This is a genomic window from Tessaracoccus zhenghani, assembly GCF_054552775.1.
In genome coordinates this window covers 1,220,136-1,237,329 of sequence record NZ_CM137275.1, presented here as the reverse complement: position 1 = coordinate 1,237,329, position 17,194 = coordinate 1,220,136, and the positions used below count along the sequence as shown (strand labels likewise).

The window sequence follows — 17,194 nt, the reverse complement described above, 5'->3', positions numbered from 1 at the left end:
CCCGTCACCGGGCGAGGCTGATCAGCCCGCCAACTGCCTGGCGAGCGCCACCAGCGTGCGCACCCCGACGCCCGTGCCGCCCTTCGGCGTGCAGCCGTAGGCCTCTTCCGGGTTCTCGGCCGGACCGGCGATGTCGAGGTGGGCCCACCCCATGCCTTCCGGCACGAAGCGCTCGAGGAAGGCGCCGGCCACCAGCGCCCCGCCCCACCGGTTGGAGGCGCCGGAACGCAGGTCCGCGACGTTGCTCTTCAACAGCCCCCGCACATACTCGTTCAGCGGCAGCTCCCAGAAGTCCTCGCCGGCCGACTCCGCTGCATCCAGCACGAGGTCGGAGGTCGGCTCACCGTTGGTGATGAGGCCGCCGGTGCGCAGTCCCAGGGCCACCATGCAGGCCCCGGTCAGCGTCGCCACGTCGACGATGAGGTCCGGGCCGTCCTGTGCCGCGCGCCCGATCGCGTCGGCCATCACGAGGCGGCCCTCGGCGTCGGTGTTGTAGTTCTCGACCGTCTGTCCGTCGAACATGGTGAGCACGTCGCTGGCGCGGTATGAGCTACCTGACGGGAGGTTCTCCGCCAGCGCGGCGTAGGCCGTGACCTTGATCTTGAGGCCCGCCGCAGCGATGGCGTGTAAGGCGGCGATGACGGCCGCGGCGCCGGACATGTCGTACTTCATGCCGGCCATCTGGCCGGCCGGCTTGATGTCGAGGCCACCGGAGTCGAATGTGATGCCCTTGCCGACGAGCGCCAGGTGGGCGGTCGCGCCACGGGGCGCGTAGGACATGCGGACGAGGCGCGGCTTGCGCACCGAACCGCCACCGACGGCCAGGATGCCGCCGTAGCCGCCCCTCTCCAGTGCCTTCTCGTCGAGGACCTCGACGGCGACCTTCTGTTCCTTCAGGTAGCCGCGCGCCGCCTCCGCGAACGTCTCCGGGTAGAGGAGGTTCGGGGGGGTGTTGGTCCAGGTGCGCGCCTGGCACACGGCCTCCGACACGATGGCGGCAGTGCCGACGGCGGCCTTGGCCGCGGTGCTCGTCACGGGCGACACCAGCGTCACCGACTGCACTGCCGACGCTGCGGGCTCCGCGGTGATGGCCGTGAAGCGGTAGGCACCGAGCAGTGCCCCCTCGCCGGCGGCCTGGATGAGTTCCGGATCCGAGAGTTCGAGCGACACGGCGACGGAGAGGTCTGTCACGTCCGGCAGCGCGGCGATGGCGCGCAGACCGGTGCCGACCGCGTTGCGGACCCCGTCGGGTGTCACGTCGGCGCTGCCCAGGCCCACCACGAAGACCCGCGTACGGTCGACGGCGGGCAGGGCGACGACGCAGCCCTCCTTGGCCGAGGCGCCCAGCGCGCCGGCCATGGCCCTGACCGTGCTGCCATAGGCCTTCTGATAGGCCTTATCCAGGGCGGGGAGCAGGCCGACGAGGGCCGGTTCGTCCTGGTTGATGGTCGCCATGCCCAGGAGCACCGCGTCGGTGTGCTTGGGCAGGGAGGTGGACAGGGAGAGATCAGGGCACAGTTCAGTCACGCCCGTCAGCCTAGCCAACGAGCTTGTCGGGTTTGCCGGCTGCTACCTTGTCCCGCATGAAACGTGTCGGGCTGTGGGCCTTCATCGCTGCGGGGATCATCATCGTGGCGTGGGGAGTCTCCTCCTGGGTGTCGCCGACGATGCTGTGCCGCGGCGTCGAGATGGGGCCGGGGGACGTGTGCCATTACTCCAGCCGGACCGACGAGCGCACGAGCCGGGTGCAGACCTACGAGGACAGGGTTGCCGAGGCGCGCAGCCAGGTGCCGTTCGCCGTCGCCACGGGGTTGGGGATGGCCGTTTTCGGTGGCTGGCTGCTGCGCCAGGACCTGAAAGCCGCCACCCAGAAGAATGCCGTCAGGGATTGAGCGACATGGGGCCGTACACGAGGCGGTCCTCCTCGTAGAGGCTCACCTCTGACACGCCCTGCTCCAGCAGGTCGTCGAAGAACAGGGTCAGCCACGCCTCTGCCGCCGCCTGGTCCTCGAAGGTCTTGGCCAGGTCTGCGGCTGCGAGGTCTGATTCGGCATAGGTGCCGGAAGTGGGTTGCCAGCGGTAGCTCATCGGGGCACCGGCTCAGATGGCGTCGCCGCGCTTGACGCGCGGGCCCGGCTGGCGGAAGCGGCGAATCATCAGCGACCGGTTGAACATGTAGACCAGCAGGCCGCGCTTCGGCTCGCCCGGGTGGCGCTCCGCCAAGAGCTTCTTGAAGCCGCGCCACATGATGGCCACGTTGATGATGGTGATGGCGAGGAGCACCCAGAGGCCCATCGCGATATAGCTGGACAGCACCGGGTTCTGCATCGTGATCATCACACCGGCCATCACCAGGATCATGGCGGGCAGCATGAACTCGGCCACGGTCCAGCGGGTGTCGACGTAGTCGCGGACCAACTGGCGCGCGGGCGAGTTCTCCGTCCGCTCCCAGGCCTCCATCCGGCTCTCCTGGCGGGCGCGGGCATCCGCCTTGCGCTGCTGCTTGGGGGAGAGGGTGGGGTGGAGCCGCTCCATACGGGCCGCCTCGGCCTGACGGCGGCTGAGGGTGGCACCCTCCTTCTTGCGCGTGACCCTGATCTTCTCGGCCGGTGTCTCGACGGCGGGCGCGGTCTGCTTCGTCTCCGGCGCCTTCACGGACTTCTCGGCCTTCGCCGCGGCCTTGGCGCCCTTCGGGGTCAGCGTCGCCATGCGGTCTGTCGACGTCGATTGCTTGCGCTCGTAGGGGCGGAAGAGGGCCACGGTGGGGAGTCCTTCTGATCGGAGGGGTCGGCAGCCATCATACCGGGCCGCGGGCGGGGTTCAGGGTCAGCTCAGGGGGCCGTGGGGCTGTCCTGCCACCGGATGCGCGCTAACCTCAAGGTTGAACACCGCACGTTCCTGGAAGGACACCTCGTGGCCAGCATTTTTGAACGCATCGCTCTGGTCTTCAAATCGAAGGCCAATAAGGCGCTCGACAAGTACGAAGACCCTCGCGAGACGCTCGACTACTCGTACCAGAAGCAACTCGAACTCCTGCAGAACGTGCGCCGTGGCGTCGCTGATGTCGCCACCAGCCGCAAGCGGGTCGAGCTGCAGGCCGCGAAGATGAACTCCGAGGTGGAGCGGCTCCAGTCGGCCGCCCAGCGTGCGCTCGAGGCGAACCGTGAGGACCTGGCCCGCGAGGCGCTGACCCGCAAGGCCGGTCTCCAGTCGCAGCTCGAAGACCTCCAGGCGCAGCACGCGCAGCTGCAGGGTGAAGAGGAGAAGCTGGTGCGCGCCAGCTCCCGCCTGCAGGCCAAGGTCGACGCGTTCCGCACGCGCAAGGAGACCATCAAGGCCACCTACTCGGCCGCCGAGGCGCAGACCCGCATCAACGAGGCCTTCACCGGCATCTCGGAGGAGATGAGCGACATCGGCCTGGCCATCCAGCGCGCCGAGGACAAGACCCTCCAGCTGCAGGCCCGTGCGTCCGCCGTCGACGAACTGCTGGCCACCGGTGCGCTCGACGACCCCACCGGCACCGTGCGCGACGACATCACCCGCGAGCTCGATGCCCTGGCCGCGGATTCGTCGGTCGAGGGTGAGCTGGCCCGGATGAAGGCCGAACTCACCGGCGGTCCCGCCGCGCGGCCGGAGCTGAACTCCGGCCCCCAGGGAGCAACCCCGCAGGCAACGCCGGACGTGTACGAGACCGGCCAGGGAGGGGACCGGGCATGATCGTGCGCATCATGGGTCAGGGCCAGTGGGTGTTGGAACCTGAGCACCTCATTGAACTCAACGAACTCGACCGTCAACTGGAGGATGCCGTCGCCGCCGGAGACCAGGCTGCGCTCGAGGCCGCGCTCATTGAACTCAGCGAGGGCGTGCGCAGGCTCGGCGTCGAGGTGCCCGACGACGTGATCGTCGAATCAGACCTCGTGCTGCCGGACACAGATTCCAGCCTCGAAGAAGTGCGGGCGTTGCTCGATTCCACCAGCGAGTACTACGGCATCCTCCCGGACGCCGAAGGCGAGCTGGTGGAGGGCGACGAGGAGTCCTCCGTCCTGTGAGGGTGGTCGTCGCCGCGGACTCGATCGCCGGGCTCACGCCGCGCGTCGCGTCGGAAACCATCGCGGGCGGTTTCGCGGCCAAGGGGGCCCAGGTCGCAGTCGTTCCCCTCGGGGTCGACGGCGAGGCCCTCGCCGAGGCGGCCGCTATCGCGGCTCCCGAGGCACTGTTCATCAGCGCCTCCACCACGGCCGACGTCGCGGACGCGCTGTCGCGCCCGGGCGCGGAGGCCGACGTGGTGCTGGACCTCACCGGCTGCCAGGTCGACGACCTCGGCGCCGCCATCCTGGCGCGCTTCGCCGACGACCCGGTGCAGGGGCTCATCGCGGCCCGGGCCGCCTGGGCAGGCAGGCAACTGGTCGCGCTGGTCCCCGCAGACCAGGTGAGCCGGCCGCTGACCGGCCTCGAAGGCCACGCATCCACCGCCCTGCGTTCTGCCGGCGCCACGCTGCAGGAGGTCCTCACCTTCGACGCGCGCGCCGAGAGGTGGCTGGCTGAGCTCGGCCTGGAACAGGGCCCGGGTGCCGGCGCGGCCGGGGGCGTGGGGCTCATCGTCACCGCCGTCGGGGGCCGCGTCCTGGACCCGCTCTCCTGGCTGGCCGAACGCTACGGTCTAGCGGGCACGGTGGCGCAGGCAGACCTGGTGGTCACCGGGGCCGAATTGATGGAGTTCCACGCCGTCGGTGGTCCTGTCGTGAAGAAGGTCGTCAGCTGGGCGGAGGAGCAGTTGCGTCCGGCCATCGCCATTGCGGGCCGCAACTACGTGTCGTCGCGTGAACTGCGGATCGCCGGGCTCGAAACCGCCCACGCGCTGCGCGAAGGTGCGGCAGAGGACGAGTCCACGCCGGAGGAACTCGCGGCCGCCGCGAGCAGGCTCGCCGCCTCCTGGGCCTGGTAGTTCGCCGGAAGCGAATCCCGGGGCGGACGGTCCTCTGGGGTTTCCGGCGAGTCCGGCGTAGAATCGGCGAGGACTCACTTCACCCAACCACTTGGAGAAACAGCCGTGACCGATACTCAGACCACTCAGGGCGTTGTCCTCACCGATGTCGCCGTGCAGAAGGTTCGCGCCCTGCTCGACGCTGAGGGCCGCGATGACCTCTCGCTGCGGATCGCCGTTCAGCCCGGTGGCTGCTCCGGCCTTCGCTACCAGCTCTACTTCGACGACCGCTCGCTCGACGGCGACGTGGCCACTGATTACGACGGCGTCACCGTCGTCACCGACAAGATGAGCGCCCCCTACCTGGGCGGTGCGAGCATCGACTTCATGGACTCGATCGAGAAGCAGGGCTTCACGATCGACAACCCGAACGCCGGCGGCTCGTGCGCCTGCGGCGACTCGTTCCACTGAGCCTCGCATATACCAGTCGCGCGCGAGTCGCGCGATTCTACGCCACCCCGCTGGAGACGCATCACCCGGGGTGGCTTTTATGCGTTAAGGTGGCTGCAGCAGTGCAGGTCCCTGCTCTCCCGACGGGGGACAGGGGCTCGAAAAGGTAGAACGGAAGGGCAACTTGTGAGTGGCAAAACTGCGCCGTCGAGACGATGGGTCCGAGGGGCCCTGGCAGCTGGGCTCCCCGTGGCGCTGGCCGCCCTGACAGCATGCTCTGAAGGCGCCGCGCGCCTGGGCCTGCCGGAGGCCGCAACGGAGCAGGCCCCCAACGTCGGCAACCTGTGGCTCGGAGCGTGGATCGCGTCGTTCGCCGTCGGTGGCATCGTCTGGGGTCTGATCATCTGGGCGATCATCCGGTACCGCCGCCGTGAGGGCGACGCCCCGGCGCCCCGCCAGACCACCTACCACCTGCCCCTGGAACTGCTGTACACGCTGGTGCCGTTCCTGATCGTCGGCGTGCTGTTCTTCTACACGATCAAGGCGCAGGACGCGATGGTCGAGCAGGAGACCGAGCCGGATGTCGTGATCAACGTCATCGGGCAGAAGTGGTCCTGGACCTTCAATTACATGGAGGAGGGCAACCCCGAGGTCGGCGTTGCCCACGAGATCGGCACCCTGGAGAAGATCCCGGACCTGTACCTGCCCGTGAACAAGCGGGTGCGGTTCAACCTCAACTCGGCAGACGTCATCCACTCGTTCTGGGTCCCCTCGTTCTATTTCAAGTTGGACGTCATCCCCGGCCATCTCAACTCCTTCGACGCCACGCCGAACAAGCTCGGCACCTACGACGGGAAGTGCGCCGAGCTGTGCGGCGAGTTCCACTCGCTGATGTTGTTCAAGGTGCACGTGGTCTCCGAAGAGGAGTACGAAGCCAAGATTCGCGAACTGGCAGAGAGCGGTAACGCCGGTGAGCGCAAGCTCGAACCAGCCAAGCAGGCGGTCCTCCAGACCGCCGCACCTGAGGAGCAGAAGTGAGTAGCTTCACGGTCACCCAACGCACCACAGGCACCGACGCGGCCCAGGCACCCGTCGGGGTGGAGTCGCACCGCCTCGGTGCCCGCGTCATGAAGTACCTGACGACGACCGATCACAAGGTCATCGGCAACATGTACTTCGTCACGGCGTTCATCTTCTTCATGATCGGTGGCGTGCTCGCCCTCGGCATCCGTGCCGAGTTGGCCAGCCCCGGCATGGACTACATGAACTACGAGACGTTCAACCAGTTCTTCACCATGCACGGCACGATCATGCTGCTGATGTTCGCCACCCCCATGTTCTCCGGGTTCGCCAACGCCATCCTGCCGCTGCAGCTCGGGGCCCCCGACGTGGCCTTCCCGCGCATGAACGGTTACGCCTTCTGGCTGTACGTGTTCGGCGCGGTGATGGCCTGCACCGGCTTCGTGATGCCCGGTGGCGCGGCCAGCTTCGGTTGGTTCGCCTACGCCCCGTTGTCGAACTCGATCCACTCGCCCGGCATGGGCCACGACCTCTGGATCATGGGCCTCTACCTGCTTGGTCTCTCGTCGATCCTGGGCGCGGTGAACTTCATCACGACGGTCATCACCATGCGGGCGCCCGGTCTCACCATGTTCCGGATGCCGATCTTCTCCTGGAACATCCTGGTCACCTCCATCATGGTGCTCATCGCGTTCCCCGTGCTCGCCGTCGGCCTCCTCGTGCTCGAGTCAGACCGCGTGCTCGGCTCCCACGTGCTGGACCCGTCGTCCGGTGGCCCCATCCTGTGGCAGCACCTGTTCTGGTTCTTCGGCCACCCCGAGGTCTACATCATCGCCCTGCCGTTCTTCGGCGTGATCACGGAGGTGCTGAGCGCCTTCAGCCGCAAGCCCGTGTTCGGCTACTACGGCCTGGTGTTCGCGACGCTGGCGATCGGCGCGCTGTCGGTGTCCGTCTGGGCCCACCACATGTTCGCCACCGGCGCGGTGAACCTGCCGTTCTTCGCGTTCATGACGTTCCTCATCGCGGTGCCCACCGGCGTGAAGTTCTTCAACTGGGTGGGCACGATCTGGCGGGGATCGTTGACGTTGAACACGTCGATGTCCTTCGCCATCGGGTTCCTCGTCACGTTCCTCTTCGGTGGCCTGACGGGCATCATCCTGGCGTCGCCCGCACTGGACTTCCAGGTCACGGACACCTACTTCGTCGTGGCCCACTTCCACTACGTGCTGTTCGGCACCGTCGTGTTCGCGATGTTCGCCGGGTTCTACTACTGGTGGCCGAAGTTCACCGGCCGGATGCTCAACGAGACCTGGGGCAAGATCCACTTCTGGACGCTCTTCATCGGCTTCCACACCACCTTCCTCGTGCAGCACTGGCTGGGCGTCGGGGGCATGCAGAGGCGCATCGCAGACTACGGTGCCTGGGAGGGCTTCACCTTCCTGAACCAGGTGTCGACGTTCGGCGCGTTCCTGCTCGGTGTCTCGATGCTGCCGTTCCTGTGGAACGTGTGGATCACCCGCAAGGCACCGTTGGTCAACGTCAACGACCCGTGGGGCTGGGGCCGCTCGCTCGAGTGGGCCACCTCCTGCCCGCCGCCGCGTCACAACTTCGACTCGCTGCCCCGCGTGCGGTCCAACAGCCCCGCGCTGGATGCGGCCCGTCCGGAGCTCGCAGCGCGCCACCACGATGACCCGGGCGAACTGCTCGACGATGACACGCACGATCCCGAGCTGGAAGGTTCCGTCAAGTGAAGCCCGAGAAGTACTCTTTCTGGTTCATCTTCGTCTTCTTCGCCATCGTCACGCCCATCTACTGGTTCGTGTCGGGTGAGATCGCGGGCACGTTCGTGCTGGGGGCCACCGGGTTCCTCGGCGGCTTCATCGCGGCCTTCCTGACGCTCCAGGCGCGCAACTTCAACGCCCGCCCGGAGGACCGTGCGGATGCCGACGTCATCGAGGGCGCCGGCGACATGGGTTTCTTCGCCCCCAAGTCGATCTGGCCCTTCTGGGCCGCGGTCGTCACGGCCGGCATCTGCCTGGGCCCCGCACTGCACCAGGCCTGGATCACCATCCTGTTCCTCGGGCTGGGCATCTGGGCCACCTCCGGCTGGGTCCTCGAGTTCTACCGCGGCGACTACAAGCACTGACCTGCTGAACCGCACAAGACCCGCCCTTCGGGGCGGGTCTTTGCCTTTGCCTTGACGGCTGGGGGCGGGGCTGGCGATGCCGGGCCACGACCTCTGGGCCATGGGCCTCTACCTGCTGGGTCTCTCGTCGATCCTCGGCTCGGTCAACTTCATCACGACGGTCATCACCATGCGGGCCCCGGGCATGACCATGTTCCGGATGCCGATCTTCTCCTGGAACATCCTGGTCACCTCCATCATGGTCATCATCGCGTTCCCCGTGCTCGCCGTCGGCCTCCTCGTGCTGGAGTCAGACCGCGTGCTCGGCTCCCACGTGTTCGGCCCCTCCTCGGGTGGGCCGGTGCTGTGGCAGCACCTGTTCTGGTTCTTCGGCCATCCGGAGGTCTATGTGGTGGCGTTGCCGTTCTTCGGCATCATCACGGAGGTGCTGAGCGCCTTCAGCCGCAAGCCGGTGTTCGGCTACTACGGCCTGGTGTTCGCCACGCTGGCGATCGGCGCGCTGTCGGTGTCCGTCTGGGCCCACCACATGTTCGCCACCGGCGCGGTGAACCTGCCGTTCTTCGCGTTCATGTCATACCTGATCGGCGTGCCGACCGGCGTGAAGTTCTTCAACTGGGTGGGGACGATGTGGCGGGGATCGTTGACGTTGAACACGTCGATGTCATTTGCCATCGGGTTCCTCGTCACGTTCCTCTTCGGCGGCCTCACGGGCATCATCCTGGCGTCGCCCGCACTGGACTTCCAGGTCACGGACACCTACTTCGTCGTGGCCCACTTCCACTACGTGCTGTTCGGCACCGTCGTGTTCGCGATGTTCGCCGGGTTCTACTACTGGTGGCCGAAGTTCACCGGCCGGATGCTCAACGAGACCTGGGGCAACATCCACTTCTGGACGCTCTTCATCGGCTTCCACACCACCTTCCTCGTGCAGCACTGGCTGGGCGTCGGGGGCATGCAGAGGCGCATCGCAGACTACGGTGCCTGGGAGGGCTTCACCTTCCTGAACCAGGTGTCGACGTTCGGCGCGTTCCTGCTCGGTGTCTCGATGCTGCCGTTCCTGTGGAACGTGTGGATCACCCGCAAGGCACCGTTGGTCAACGTCAACGACCCGTGGGGCTGGGGCCGCTCGCTCGAGTGGGCCACCTCCTGCCCGCCGCCGCGTCACAACTTCGACTCGCTGCCCCGCGTGCGGTCCAACAGCCCCGCGCTGGATGCGGCCCGTCCGGAGCTCGCAGCGCGCCACCACGATGACCCGGGCGAACTGCTCGACGATGACACGCACGATCCCGAGCTGGAAGGTTCCGTCAAGTGAAGCCCGAGAAGTACTCTTTCTGGTTCATCTTCGTCTTCTTCGCGATCGTCACGCCCATCTACTGGTTCGTGTCGGGTGAGATCGCGGGCACGTTCGTGCTGGGGGCCACCGGGTTCCTCGGCGGCTTCATCGCGGCCTTCCTGACGCTCCAGGCGCGCAACTTCGACGCCGACAGGGCGTGGTCGCCTTCCAGCAGTGCGGCACCATGCGCGGTGGTTCCCAGGAACTGCGCTACGAGATAGTGCCTGGTTCAGGCACCGGCGAACTCCAGGACGTGACGGGGACCCTCACGCTTGAGATCGACCAGGTGGGTGAGCATCACATCACGTTCGAGCTGGGCTAAGCACCTTCTGGGAGCCGAGTAGCCTCACGAGGGCGGCGGATCCGTTGTTCCGCGGACGACCAGTTCAGTAGGTATGGTCACTCGTCTGCTCAGCGGGACAGCGCCCTGCGCCCTGATCTGCTCGAGCACGAGGCCTACAGCCTGCTCCCCGATGGCATGGAAGTCCTGGCGCACAGTCGTGAGGGGAATGGGCAGCTGAGCGCTCAGTGTCAAGTCGTCAAAGCCGACGATGGAGACGTCCTCCGGCACCCGGCGCCCCGCCTCCATGAAGGCTCGCATGGCGCCGATCGCCATTTCGTCGTTGGCGCAGTAGAGGGCGGTCACATTCTCGTCAGCGGCCAGCCGTTGAGCTAACTCATACCCCGATTCGGCAGACCAGTCACCCACGAGCACCTCAGGAGGACGAATGCCCAGGCGCTGCAGGCATCCGCGCCAAGCAGCCTGCCGAACCATCGCGGGATCCGAGTCGACGGGGCCAGAGATGTGGTGCACCTGCTGGTGGCCGAGATCCAGGAGATGGCTGGTAGCCAGCTGGCTGCCCTGCGCGTGATCGGACCCCACAGATGGGTAGCGCCCCGCGAGCCGGGAATCGGAGACCGCCACTGGAAAGCCGGGCGGGAGCGACAACTGCTCCGGGGTACCTTCTGCTCGCAGAATCACGAGGCCGTCGGTGGCCTGGCTGGAGAGTCTCGACGCAGCGTTGGTCCAGCTCGTCCCTTCGGAGTCGTGCACTGTCACGATCGTCACCGCATAGTCCTGAGCCGTGGCGGCGGCGATCACGGCGGACGTGGTCAGCGCCTCGCCCGTGCGCTCGAATCGATGTCCCATCAGCCCGATGGTGCGGAAGGATCCCCTCCGCAACGCACGGGCGGCAAGATTGGGCGAGTAGCCCAGTTTGGCCATGGCCTCGAGAACCCTGTCACGGGTCTTCGGCGTCACCTTGTCGAAGCCGTTAGCCACCCTGGAGACGGTCTGGGTTGAAACACCCGCCAGCTTGGCGACGTCGCCGATGGAGGGCCCCGTCCGAGATGAGCGAGCCTGCGCCGGACTATCAACCATGGGCCCATCCTAGCCTGGTCATGTTGACGTTCCCATTGCACGGCGCGAAGCCGACCTTCTGACCCCCTGCCGTGATGCCTCATGTCAATACCTCCGGTTCGCCAGGTCGTTGCCTCACCTGTTTCCTCCGGTTAGCCGGTCGCGGTCCGGCGTTGCCGGGCGGTGCGGCCCTTGGCCTGGGCGAGGGCTTCGAGGCGGCCGGTGTGGTGGAGGATCTCGCGTTGCAGGGCACCGAGGCGAAGCTTCTTGAACCGGGCGTTCATCGTGATGACCGGCCGTTTCCGGGTCGCGGGGTGCGCGAGGGCACGCTGGTGTGGGGTGGCGGCCTGGTGGTACCTCTTGACGACCTTGGCGCCGTCGCGGTGCTTGGACGCCAGCTTCAGGCTGGGCAGGAAGTAGTTCGCGAACGCGTCGTCCAAGGCCCAGATCTGGTTGAGGAGGTCGAGCTCGGCCTCGGTGTCGTAACGGTAGTAGCCGACCAACTCCCGCACGCGGGCCCAGTTCTTCTGCTCCACATAGCAGCCGTCGTTCTTCTTCCCCGCCCGCCCGCGGGTGAACGTGATCTTGCGGGTCTCGCAGTAGTGCAGGAAGTGGTGGTTGATGAACTCCGATCCGTTGTCGGAGTCGATCCCCACGATCGGGAACGGGAACATCCCGGCGGCGTGGTCGATGGCCTCGATCACCCACCGGCGGGCCCGGTTCGGCACCGACCGGTTCACCGTCCACCCCGTCGCCACATCGGTCATCGTCAACGTGTAGCAGTACTCGCCCGAGGCGACCCCACCGTCGTGGGCGACCAGGTCGATCTCGACGAACCCCGGCGTCGCGTCGTCCCACTCAGCGAACGTGCGGATCGGGATCTGGTGTTTCAACAACGACCCGGGCTTGGTACGCGTCCGACCCCGCAGCGTCATCCGTTGGCGTTCGCCGGCGAGCATCCGGTCGATGGTGGCCGCCGAGATCCCCGCCAGCAACCCCGCCTGCGCGTCGTCGACATCGATCTCGTCCTCGGCGCGCAACAGGGGCACCAGGACCGGCATGAACGGCGCCAGGATCTTCCCCGCCGGCGCCCGCAACAGCGTCCAGCACCGCACCAGGGCGGGCAGCAGGTCATCGCCGTATACCCGCGCCCGCGGCTTACGCGGCATCACCGCCTTGAGGACCAGCGCATCCCGTAACGCCGCGCGGGCGTAGTCGCGGTGCCACCCGGTCAGATCGACCAGCTCGTCCAAGATCCGGGTCTTGCCCGCCCGGTCGGCGCCCCGGTAGGCCAGGGCCTTCATCTTCGTGACGGCCTTGCGTTGGCCCATCGTCAGCTCCATCCATGATGGTGCTCACGCGGAGGTCCTCACCCGAGGCAACGACACACCTAACCGGAGGTTTCTACCCGAGGCAACGACCCCGCACAAGCGGAGGTTTCTGATGAGTCAACTCGCCTGCTTCCGCTGATGGAGGGATCCATGTACAGTGTTGACGTCGACATTCGAGCTGGCCTACCCAGCCTCCGTGGCCGGGTCATCAACGTCGAGAAGCCAGCGCAGGGAAAAAGACGGACCGCGGTTGAGGTTCGAGAAAGAAGGCTCCACATGCCACATCAATCGAAGGCAAGACGCGGGCGACGGCTGCTCGCTGCAGCCACCGCTCTCGCTCTGGCGGGCGGGTCACTGCTCGGCTCCCTTGGCGAGGCATCCGCCGCGCCCGAGGCGGTGACGATCACCCCCAACCCCGCTACCGCCGGGGCACCATTCCAGGGCTGGGGCAACTCCCTGGTCTGGTTCGCCAACGCCACCGGCAACTACCCGGACGAACTGCGCACTGAGCTCTACGACAAGGTGTTTGGCCCAGAGGGGTTGAACATGAACATGGCCAGGTACAACTTCGGTGGTGGCCGAGCCAGCGATGTTGGCGACTACTTCCGTCCCGGCGGCGCTGTAGACGGCTTCTGGGCAGAGGACTCCAGCACCGACGCTGAGAGCCTCTATGGCGAGCTCACCACCAACTACGCTGACCGCCTGGGACTGCTGGAGGCATGGGATCCCGACAACCCCGAGCACTATGACTGGTCCAAGGATTCCAGCCAGCGTTGGTGGCTGGAGCAGCTCGCAGAGCAGCGCGACGACCTCGTGCTGGAGGGGTTCTCGAACTCGCCGCCGTACTTCATGACGAAATCGGGCTACACCTCGGGCAACACGCCCTCGTCCGCCGAGCAGATGAGCACCGCCGGTAACGCGCCGGAGAAGTTCGCCAAGTACATCCTGCGCGTTGCTGAGCATTTGGAGGAGACGTACGGCGTCAGCTTCCAGTCTCTGACGCCCTTCAACGAGCCGTGCAACGGATATTGGGGAACGCCGGCTGGCAGAGAGGCAGACGGGATCACTCCCCTCCCCACCAACAGCCCCAACCTGACGCAGGAAGGCGCCCAGATCTGCCCTGGTCCGGGCGAGGGTCAACAGCAGAACCTCATCAATCTCCTGGCTGCGGAACTGGAGAAGAGCCCGACGCTCGACGCAGTGGTTTCTGCCAACGACGAGACCAACCCGCAGAAGTTCAATACGGCGTGGAAGGCATACGACGCGCAGACGCGGGAGAACGTTGGTCAGATCAACGTCCACACCTACTGGGATGGCAATGCCCGTGAGGCGCGCGATTACTCGCGAGGCGCCGAGGTCCCCCTGTGGATGTCCGAGACTGGCGGAGACTTCGTCGGCGCAGGCTTCGACCCGCTGTCGATGGCGGGCGGCCTGGGGCTGGCCCAGAAGATCACCAACGACCTGAAGCTCCTTCAGCCAGAGGCCTACATCCTCTGGCAAGAGGTTGAGGACTACTACAACATGCAGCAGCCTCGACCCAGGGGCGAGAACCTCAACTGGGGTTCCATCTTCATCGACTTTGACTGCCGCCATGTTGATGCCGATGGCGACGAGGTGGCCGATGAGGAAGGTGCGATCGGCTTCAAGTCCATGCGTCGCGTCGCCGACGCTCTGGCCGATGGCACCCCGGTGTCGGAGGTCGAAGACTGCAAGATCGTGACGAATCAGAAGTTCAACACGATGCGCAACTTCATGCACTTCATCACCCCCGGCGATCGGCTCATCCAGACAGACAACACCAACGCGACCGCGGCAACCCGCGGCGACGGTACCGATCTCAGCGTCGTCTACATCAACTCGTCGACCGCTGAGCAGACCGTCAAGCTGGATCTCTCCGGTTTCGGGGCGGTGGCGGACAACGCCACCGTGACGCCACACGTCACGACCCAGGCCCCGGCCATCAACGATCTCTCTACTGCCCTGATACAAGGCGAGCCCGTGGCCGTGGGTTCGGCTGAAACGGCGACCATGACCGTGCCTGCCCAGTCCGTCACCACCTTCGAGGTCGACGGCGTGAGCGGCGTGGCGCCGTCCGCACCGCAACTGGCCGATGGCCAGAAGTACCAGCTGATCGGGCTCCAGAGCTCGAAGGCGCTCACCCAAGGCGCAGAAGGGGGACTGGTGATCGCCAGCCCTGCCCAGGACAGTGCTGGGGCCCGCGGGCAGGCCTGGATCGCACATGAGGTTCCCCTGAGCGGCCTCGTTGAAGGACGAGCTGCGATCGTCCTTGAGTCCGCAGCCGACGGCACCTTCGCGGTGATCGACGCCGAGGGCTCAGCTCTGCGTGCCTACGACAGCCTGACTGAGGCCAAGGCTGATCCCGGCGCACGCTGGTATCCGACCACCGAGGATGGCGGCAAGACCTGGACGTTCTCCAACGGGTTCAACGGCAATGTGCTCGAGGTGGGCGGAGGCTCCACTGCTGAGAACGCACCAGTGGGATGGTGGGTCAACACCTATTCCGCGAACCAGCGGTGGTTGGTCAACGGCGTCTCTGAGGCGCCGACGGTTGAGCCGATCAGCGTCCACACCGAACTGGGCATGGCACCGGTACTGCCGACGACGGTGGTGCCCGTCTACAGCTGGGGTGAGGGAGTCGCAGTACCCGTCCATTGGCAGGTGCCGCATGCTTCTTTCTGGGACACTCCTGGCACCGTCCACGTGACCGGTACCGCCACGGACCTCTTCGGTAACGCCATCTCCGGCGTGGCGGCGGTCGTCGAGGTCGGGCCGTTGACCCATGCTGACCCGGCCTCCGTCAAGGTGCTCGCCGGCAGCAGCGTGGAGAAGCTCGCGGCGCGGGTCCCGGACACGGTCGCAGCACAGGCTGGTGCGGGAAGTAGCCGCTTCCAGACGCCGGTGGAGTGGGATCTCTCAGCGCTCACCGATGCCCAGCTCGCTGAGCCCGGAGTCCTCACAGTCCACGGTGTCATCTCCAGTGAGGTCTCCGGTGCGGATCCGATTCGGACCGTCCTGTACGTCATCGTGGCAGAGGCGTCAGGATCTGAACTCTTGGACGTCGGTTGCACAGCCTCAGCAACATTTACTGAGCCCGGCTACGACGTAGCGCGGACATGCAACGGCAACCTAACAGATAAGGCCTGGTCGAACTGGCGCTCAGGCGACAAGAATAGCCAGGACACACTGACCTACGAGTTCGACGAGGCCGAAACAGTCCGCACGACGACGGTCCATTTCTACAAGGACGGCTCCGACATGTCGTTCCCCGCCGAATTCCAGACGCAGTACCGGGCTCCGGGGTCCGACGTGTGGACCGATGTCGGAAGCTCCGTCACCGTGCCAGATTCGGCCACCAGCCCGGTGGTCGAGGTAGACCTGGGGGACGTGACGGCGGCTGCGGTTCGCATCGTTCTGACGGCACGCCCCTCAACGCACATGATCGTTTCTGAGGTCCAGTTCCATGCCCCTGCGGCCGGACCGGTCTCGACGAATGATCTGGCGCGCCTGACCGTCAATGGTCTCGACATCGATGGCTTCGACCCAGAGGTGCTGGATTACACGGTTCCCGTCCTGGGGTCGAATTCTGAGATCCACGCCGTACCCATCGACGCGGACGCAGAGGTCGCCATCCGCCAGGTGGATGACCACGTCACGATCACCGTGACTGCGACGGACGGATCCCAGAAGACCTACACGCTCACGCTCCGCAGGCAGGTACACCTCCAGAGCCTGACGATCGAGGGCGAACCAGTGGAAGGGAAGGCGCTCACCGCCGTGGTTGTCTCGGATCCTGAAGCCACTCTGAGCTACCAATGGCTGCGTAATGGTGATGCGATCGCCGGCGCCACTCAGCGGTCCTACACACCGGGCGCCGACGACGTGGACGAAGCCGTGTCGGTCCGCGTGGCTGCGGAGGCCCCAGGCTTCCGGGCAGCCGAGCGGACATCGGCAGCTGTGGTGATCATCGGCATCGAGGAACCCACAACACCGCCTACGACAGAGCCCGCACCGACGGAACCCCCAACGGACTTCGAGTACGTACGCACAGCGCCCTACACGCTGCCGGGACCGCATCTCAACCTGAACGGCCGCAACTGGAACACGAAGTGTGAGCCATACTCGCAGACCGAGCGCTGCCGCACGGACATCTGGGCCACGGTGGTGCTGATCAAGGATGGCAAGTTCGTCCGCACCACTGGATGGACGTTCAACAACCTCACGTACCTGCCGTTCATGACCAAGGAGGCGTGGGGCGCAAACCCGCTGGCCAACGCCGGCGAGTGGACGGCCACCAGCGATGGACGCCGGTGGCGCACGGAGTGTGGCACTCCTGCGACTGGGCGTGACGGCTGCCGGTCCTACGCTTCTGTGACGGTCTACAAGGCCACCGCGAAGCCGGGGGGCGGGTACGTGTTCAGCCAGAACAACGAATGGGTGGTCAACAACATCGTGATGTTCGGCGACCCTAGTTGGCGATGACAAGTCTCTGAGTTTCACACTCAGCGAGCAGAGCCAGGACTGGTCCCCGGCACCTCACTCGAGGCGCCGGGGACCAGTCGCTTCGTCCCGTGCAGTACTCGACACGCACGATCCCGAGTTGGAACGTTCC

The 17,194-nt window shown here is 66.2% G+C and carries 16 protein-coding genes and 1 pseudogene; 12 read left to right on the top strand and 5 right to left on the bottom strand.

Translation table 11 applies throughout. The annotated features are described in order from the left end of the window. Positions 1 to 21: 21 nt before the first annotated feature. A complete protein-coding gene (locus tag ACX1DX_RS05975; protein WP_459397957.1) occupies positions 22 to 1,527 on the bottom strand; it encodes a leucyl aminopeptidase in 1,506 nt (501 codons plus the stop codon). Between the two features lie 56 nt (positions 1,528 to 1,583). Here ACX1DX_RS05975 and ACX1DX_RS05970 point away from each other — a divergent pair, with 56 nt between their 5' ends. Beyond that, the gene (locus tag ACX1DX_RS05970; RefSeq protein WP_459397956.1) at positions 1,584 to 1,892 is read left to right on the top strand and encodes a hypothetical protein; all 309 of its coding nucleotides are present in this window, start codon (positions 1,584 to 1,586) and stop codon (positions 1,890 to 1,892) included. Here the strand turns inward: ACX1DX_RS05970 and ACX1DX_RS05965 are convergent. Continuing rightward, positions 1,882 to 2,088 (bottom strand): hypothetical protein, encoded by a 207-nt coding sequence (locus ACX1DX_RS05965; protein ID WP_182765449.1) that lies wholly within the window; start codon positions 2,086 to 2,088, stop codon positions 1,882 to 1,884. The genes ACX1DX_RS05970 and ACX1DX_RS05965 overlap by 11 nt on opposite strands. Before the next feature lie 12 nt (positions 2,089 to 2,100). Further along, positions 2,101 to 2,760: a DUF3043 domain-containing protein gene (locus tag ACX1DX_RS05960; protein ID WP_459397955.1), complete on the bottom strand. Its 660-nt coding sequence runs from the start codon at positions 2,758 to 2,760 to the stop codon at positions 2,101 to 2,103. Positions 2,761 to 2,913: 153 nt separating this feature from the next. On the opposite strand from ACX1DX_RS05960, the gene ACX1DX_RS05955 reads away from it, so the two are divergent. The 10 genes and pseudogenes from ACX1DX_RS05955 (at position 2,914) to ACX1DX_RS05910 (ending at position 10,195) form a co-directional block, all read left to right on the top strand. Then, positions 2,914 to 3,717, top strand: a complete 804-nt coding sequence (locus tag ACX1DX_RS05955) for a PspA/IM30 family protein (RefSeq protein WP_182763717.1) — start codon at positions 2,914 to 2,916, stop codon at positions 3,715 to 3,717. After that, a complete protein-coding gene (gene pspAA / locus ACX1DX_RS05950; RefSeq protein WP_182763716.1) occupies positions 3,714 to 4,049 on the top strand; it encodes a PspA-associated protein PspAA in 336 nt (111 codons plus the stop codon). The genes ACX1DX_RS05955 and pspAA overlap by 4 nt, the downstream gene beginning before the upstream one ends. Next, positions 4,046 to 4,945, top strand: coding sequence for a glycerate kinase (locus ACX1DX_RS05945; protein WP_459397954.1), 900 nt, complete (start codon positions 4,046 to 4,048; stop codon positions 4,943 to 4,945). Before pspAA ends, ACX1DX_RS05945 begins: the two co-directional genes overlap by 4 nt. A 105-nt stretch (positions 4,946 to 5,050) precedes the next feature. Further along, positions 5,051 to 5,395: a HesB/IscA family protein gene (locus ACX1DX_RS05940; protein WP_076058174.1), complete on the top strand. Its 345-nt coding sequence runs from the start codon at positions 5,051 to 5,053 to the stop codon at positions 5,393 to 5,395. 165 nt (positions 5,396 to 5,560) lie between these two features. After that, complete coding sequence (gene ctaC, locus ACX1DX_RS05935; protein ID WP_459397953.1) at positions 5,561 to 6,412, top strand: aa3-type cytochrome oxidase subunit II; 852 nt, start codon at positions 5,561 to 5,563, stop codon at positions 6,410 to 6,412. Between the two features lie 89 nt (positions 6,413 to 6,501). Continuing rightward, positions 6,502 to 8,145, top strand: coding sequence for an aa3-type cytochrome oxidase subunit I (gene ctaD, locus ACX1DX_RS05930; protein ID WP_459398187.1), 1,644 nt, complete (start codon positions 6,502 to 6,504; stop codon positions 8,143 to 8,145). Continuing rightward, entirely contained in the window at positions 8,142 to 8,540 is a 399-nt protein-coding gene (gene ctaF, locus ACX1DX_RS05925; RefSeq protein WP_459397952.1) for an aa3-type cytochrome oxidase subunit IV, read from the top strand. The genes ctaD and ctaF (ACX1DX_RS05925) overlap by 4 nt, the downstream gene beginning before the upstream one ends. A gap of 82 nt (positions 8,541 to 8,622) precedes the next feature. After that, positions 8,623 to 9,852, top strand: a pseudogene (locus ACX1DX_RS05920) (cbb3-type cytochrome c oxidase subunit I); the annotation flags it as partial. Further along, positions 9,849 to 10,094 (top strand): aa3-type cytochrome oxidase subunit IV, encoded by a 246-nt coding sequence (gene ctaF / locus ACX1DX_RS05915; RefSeq protein ID WP_459397951.1) that lies wholly within the window; start codon positions 9,849 to 9,851, stop codon positions 10,092 to 10,094. The pseudogene ACX1DX_RS05920 and the gene ctaF (ACX1DX_RS05915), both read left to right, overlap by 4 nt. Continuing rightward, complete coding sequence (locus tag ACX1DX_RS05910; RefSeq protein WP_459397950.1) at positions 10,058 to 10,195, top strand: DUF3224 domain-containing protein; 138 nt, start codon at positions 10,058 to 10,060, stop codon at positions 10,193 to 10,195. Before ctaF (ACX1DX_RS05915) ends, ACX1DX_RS05910 begins: the two co-directional genes overlap by 37 nt. Positions 10,196 to 10,219: 24 nt before the next feature. Here the strand turns inward: ACX1DX_RS05910 and ACX1DX_RS05905 are convergent, their stop codons facing one another. Together ACX1DX_RS05905 and ACX1DX_RS05900 are read right to left on the bottom strand one after the other, a co-directional pair. Further along, a complete protein-coding gene (locus ACX1DX_RS05905) occupies positions 10,220 to 11,254 on the bottom strand; it encodes a LacI family DNA-binding transcriptional regulator (RefSeq protein ID WP_459397949.1) in 1,035 nt (344 codons plus the stop codon). A gap of 131 nt (positions 11,255 to 11,385) precedes the next feature. After that, entirely contained in the window at positions 11,386 to 12,564 is a 1,179-nt protein-coding gene (locus ACX1DX_RS05900) for an integrase catalytic domain-containing protein (protein ID WP_459397948.1), read from the bottom strand. Between the two features lie 276 nt (positions 12,565 to 12,840). On the opposite strand from ACX1DX_RS05900, the gene ACX1DX_RS05895 reads away from it, so the two are divergent. Beyond that, positions 12,841 to 17,064: an Ig-like domain-containing protein gene (locus ACX1DX_RS05895; RefSeq protein WP_459397947.1), complete on the top strand. Its 4,224-nt coding sequence runs from the start codon at positions 12,841 to 12,843 to the stop codon at positions 17,062 to 17,064. Positions 17,065 to 17,194 lie beyond the last annotated feature (130 nt).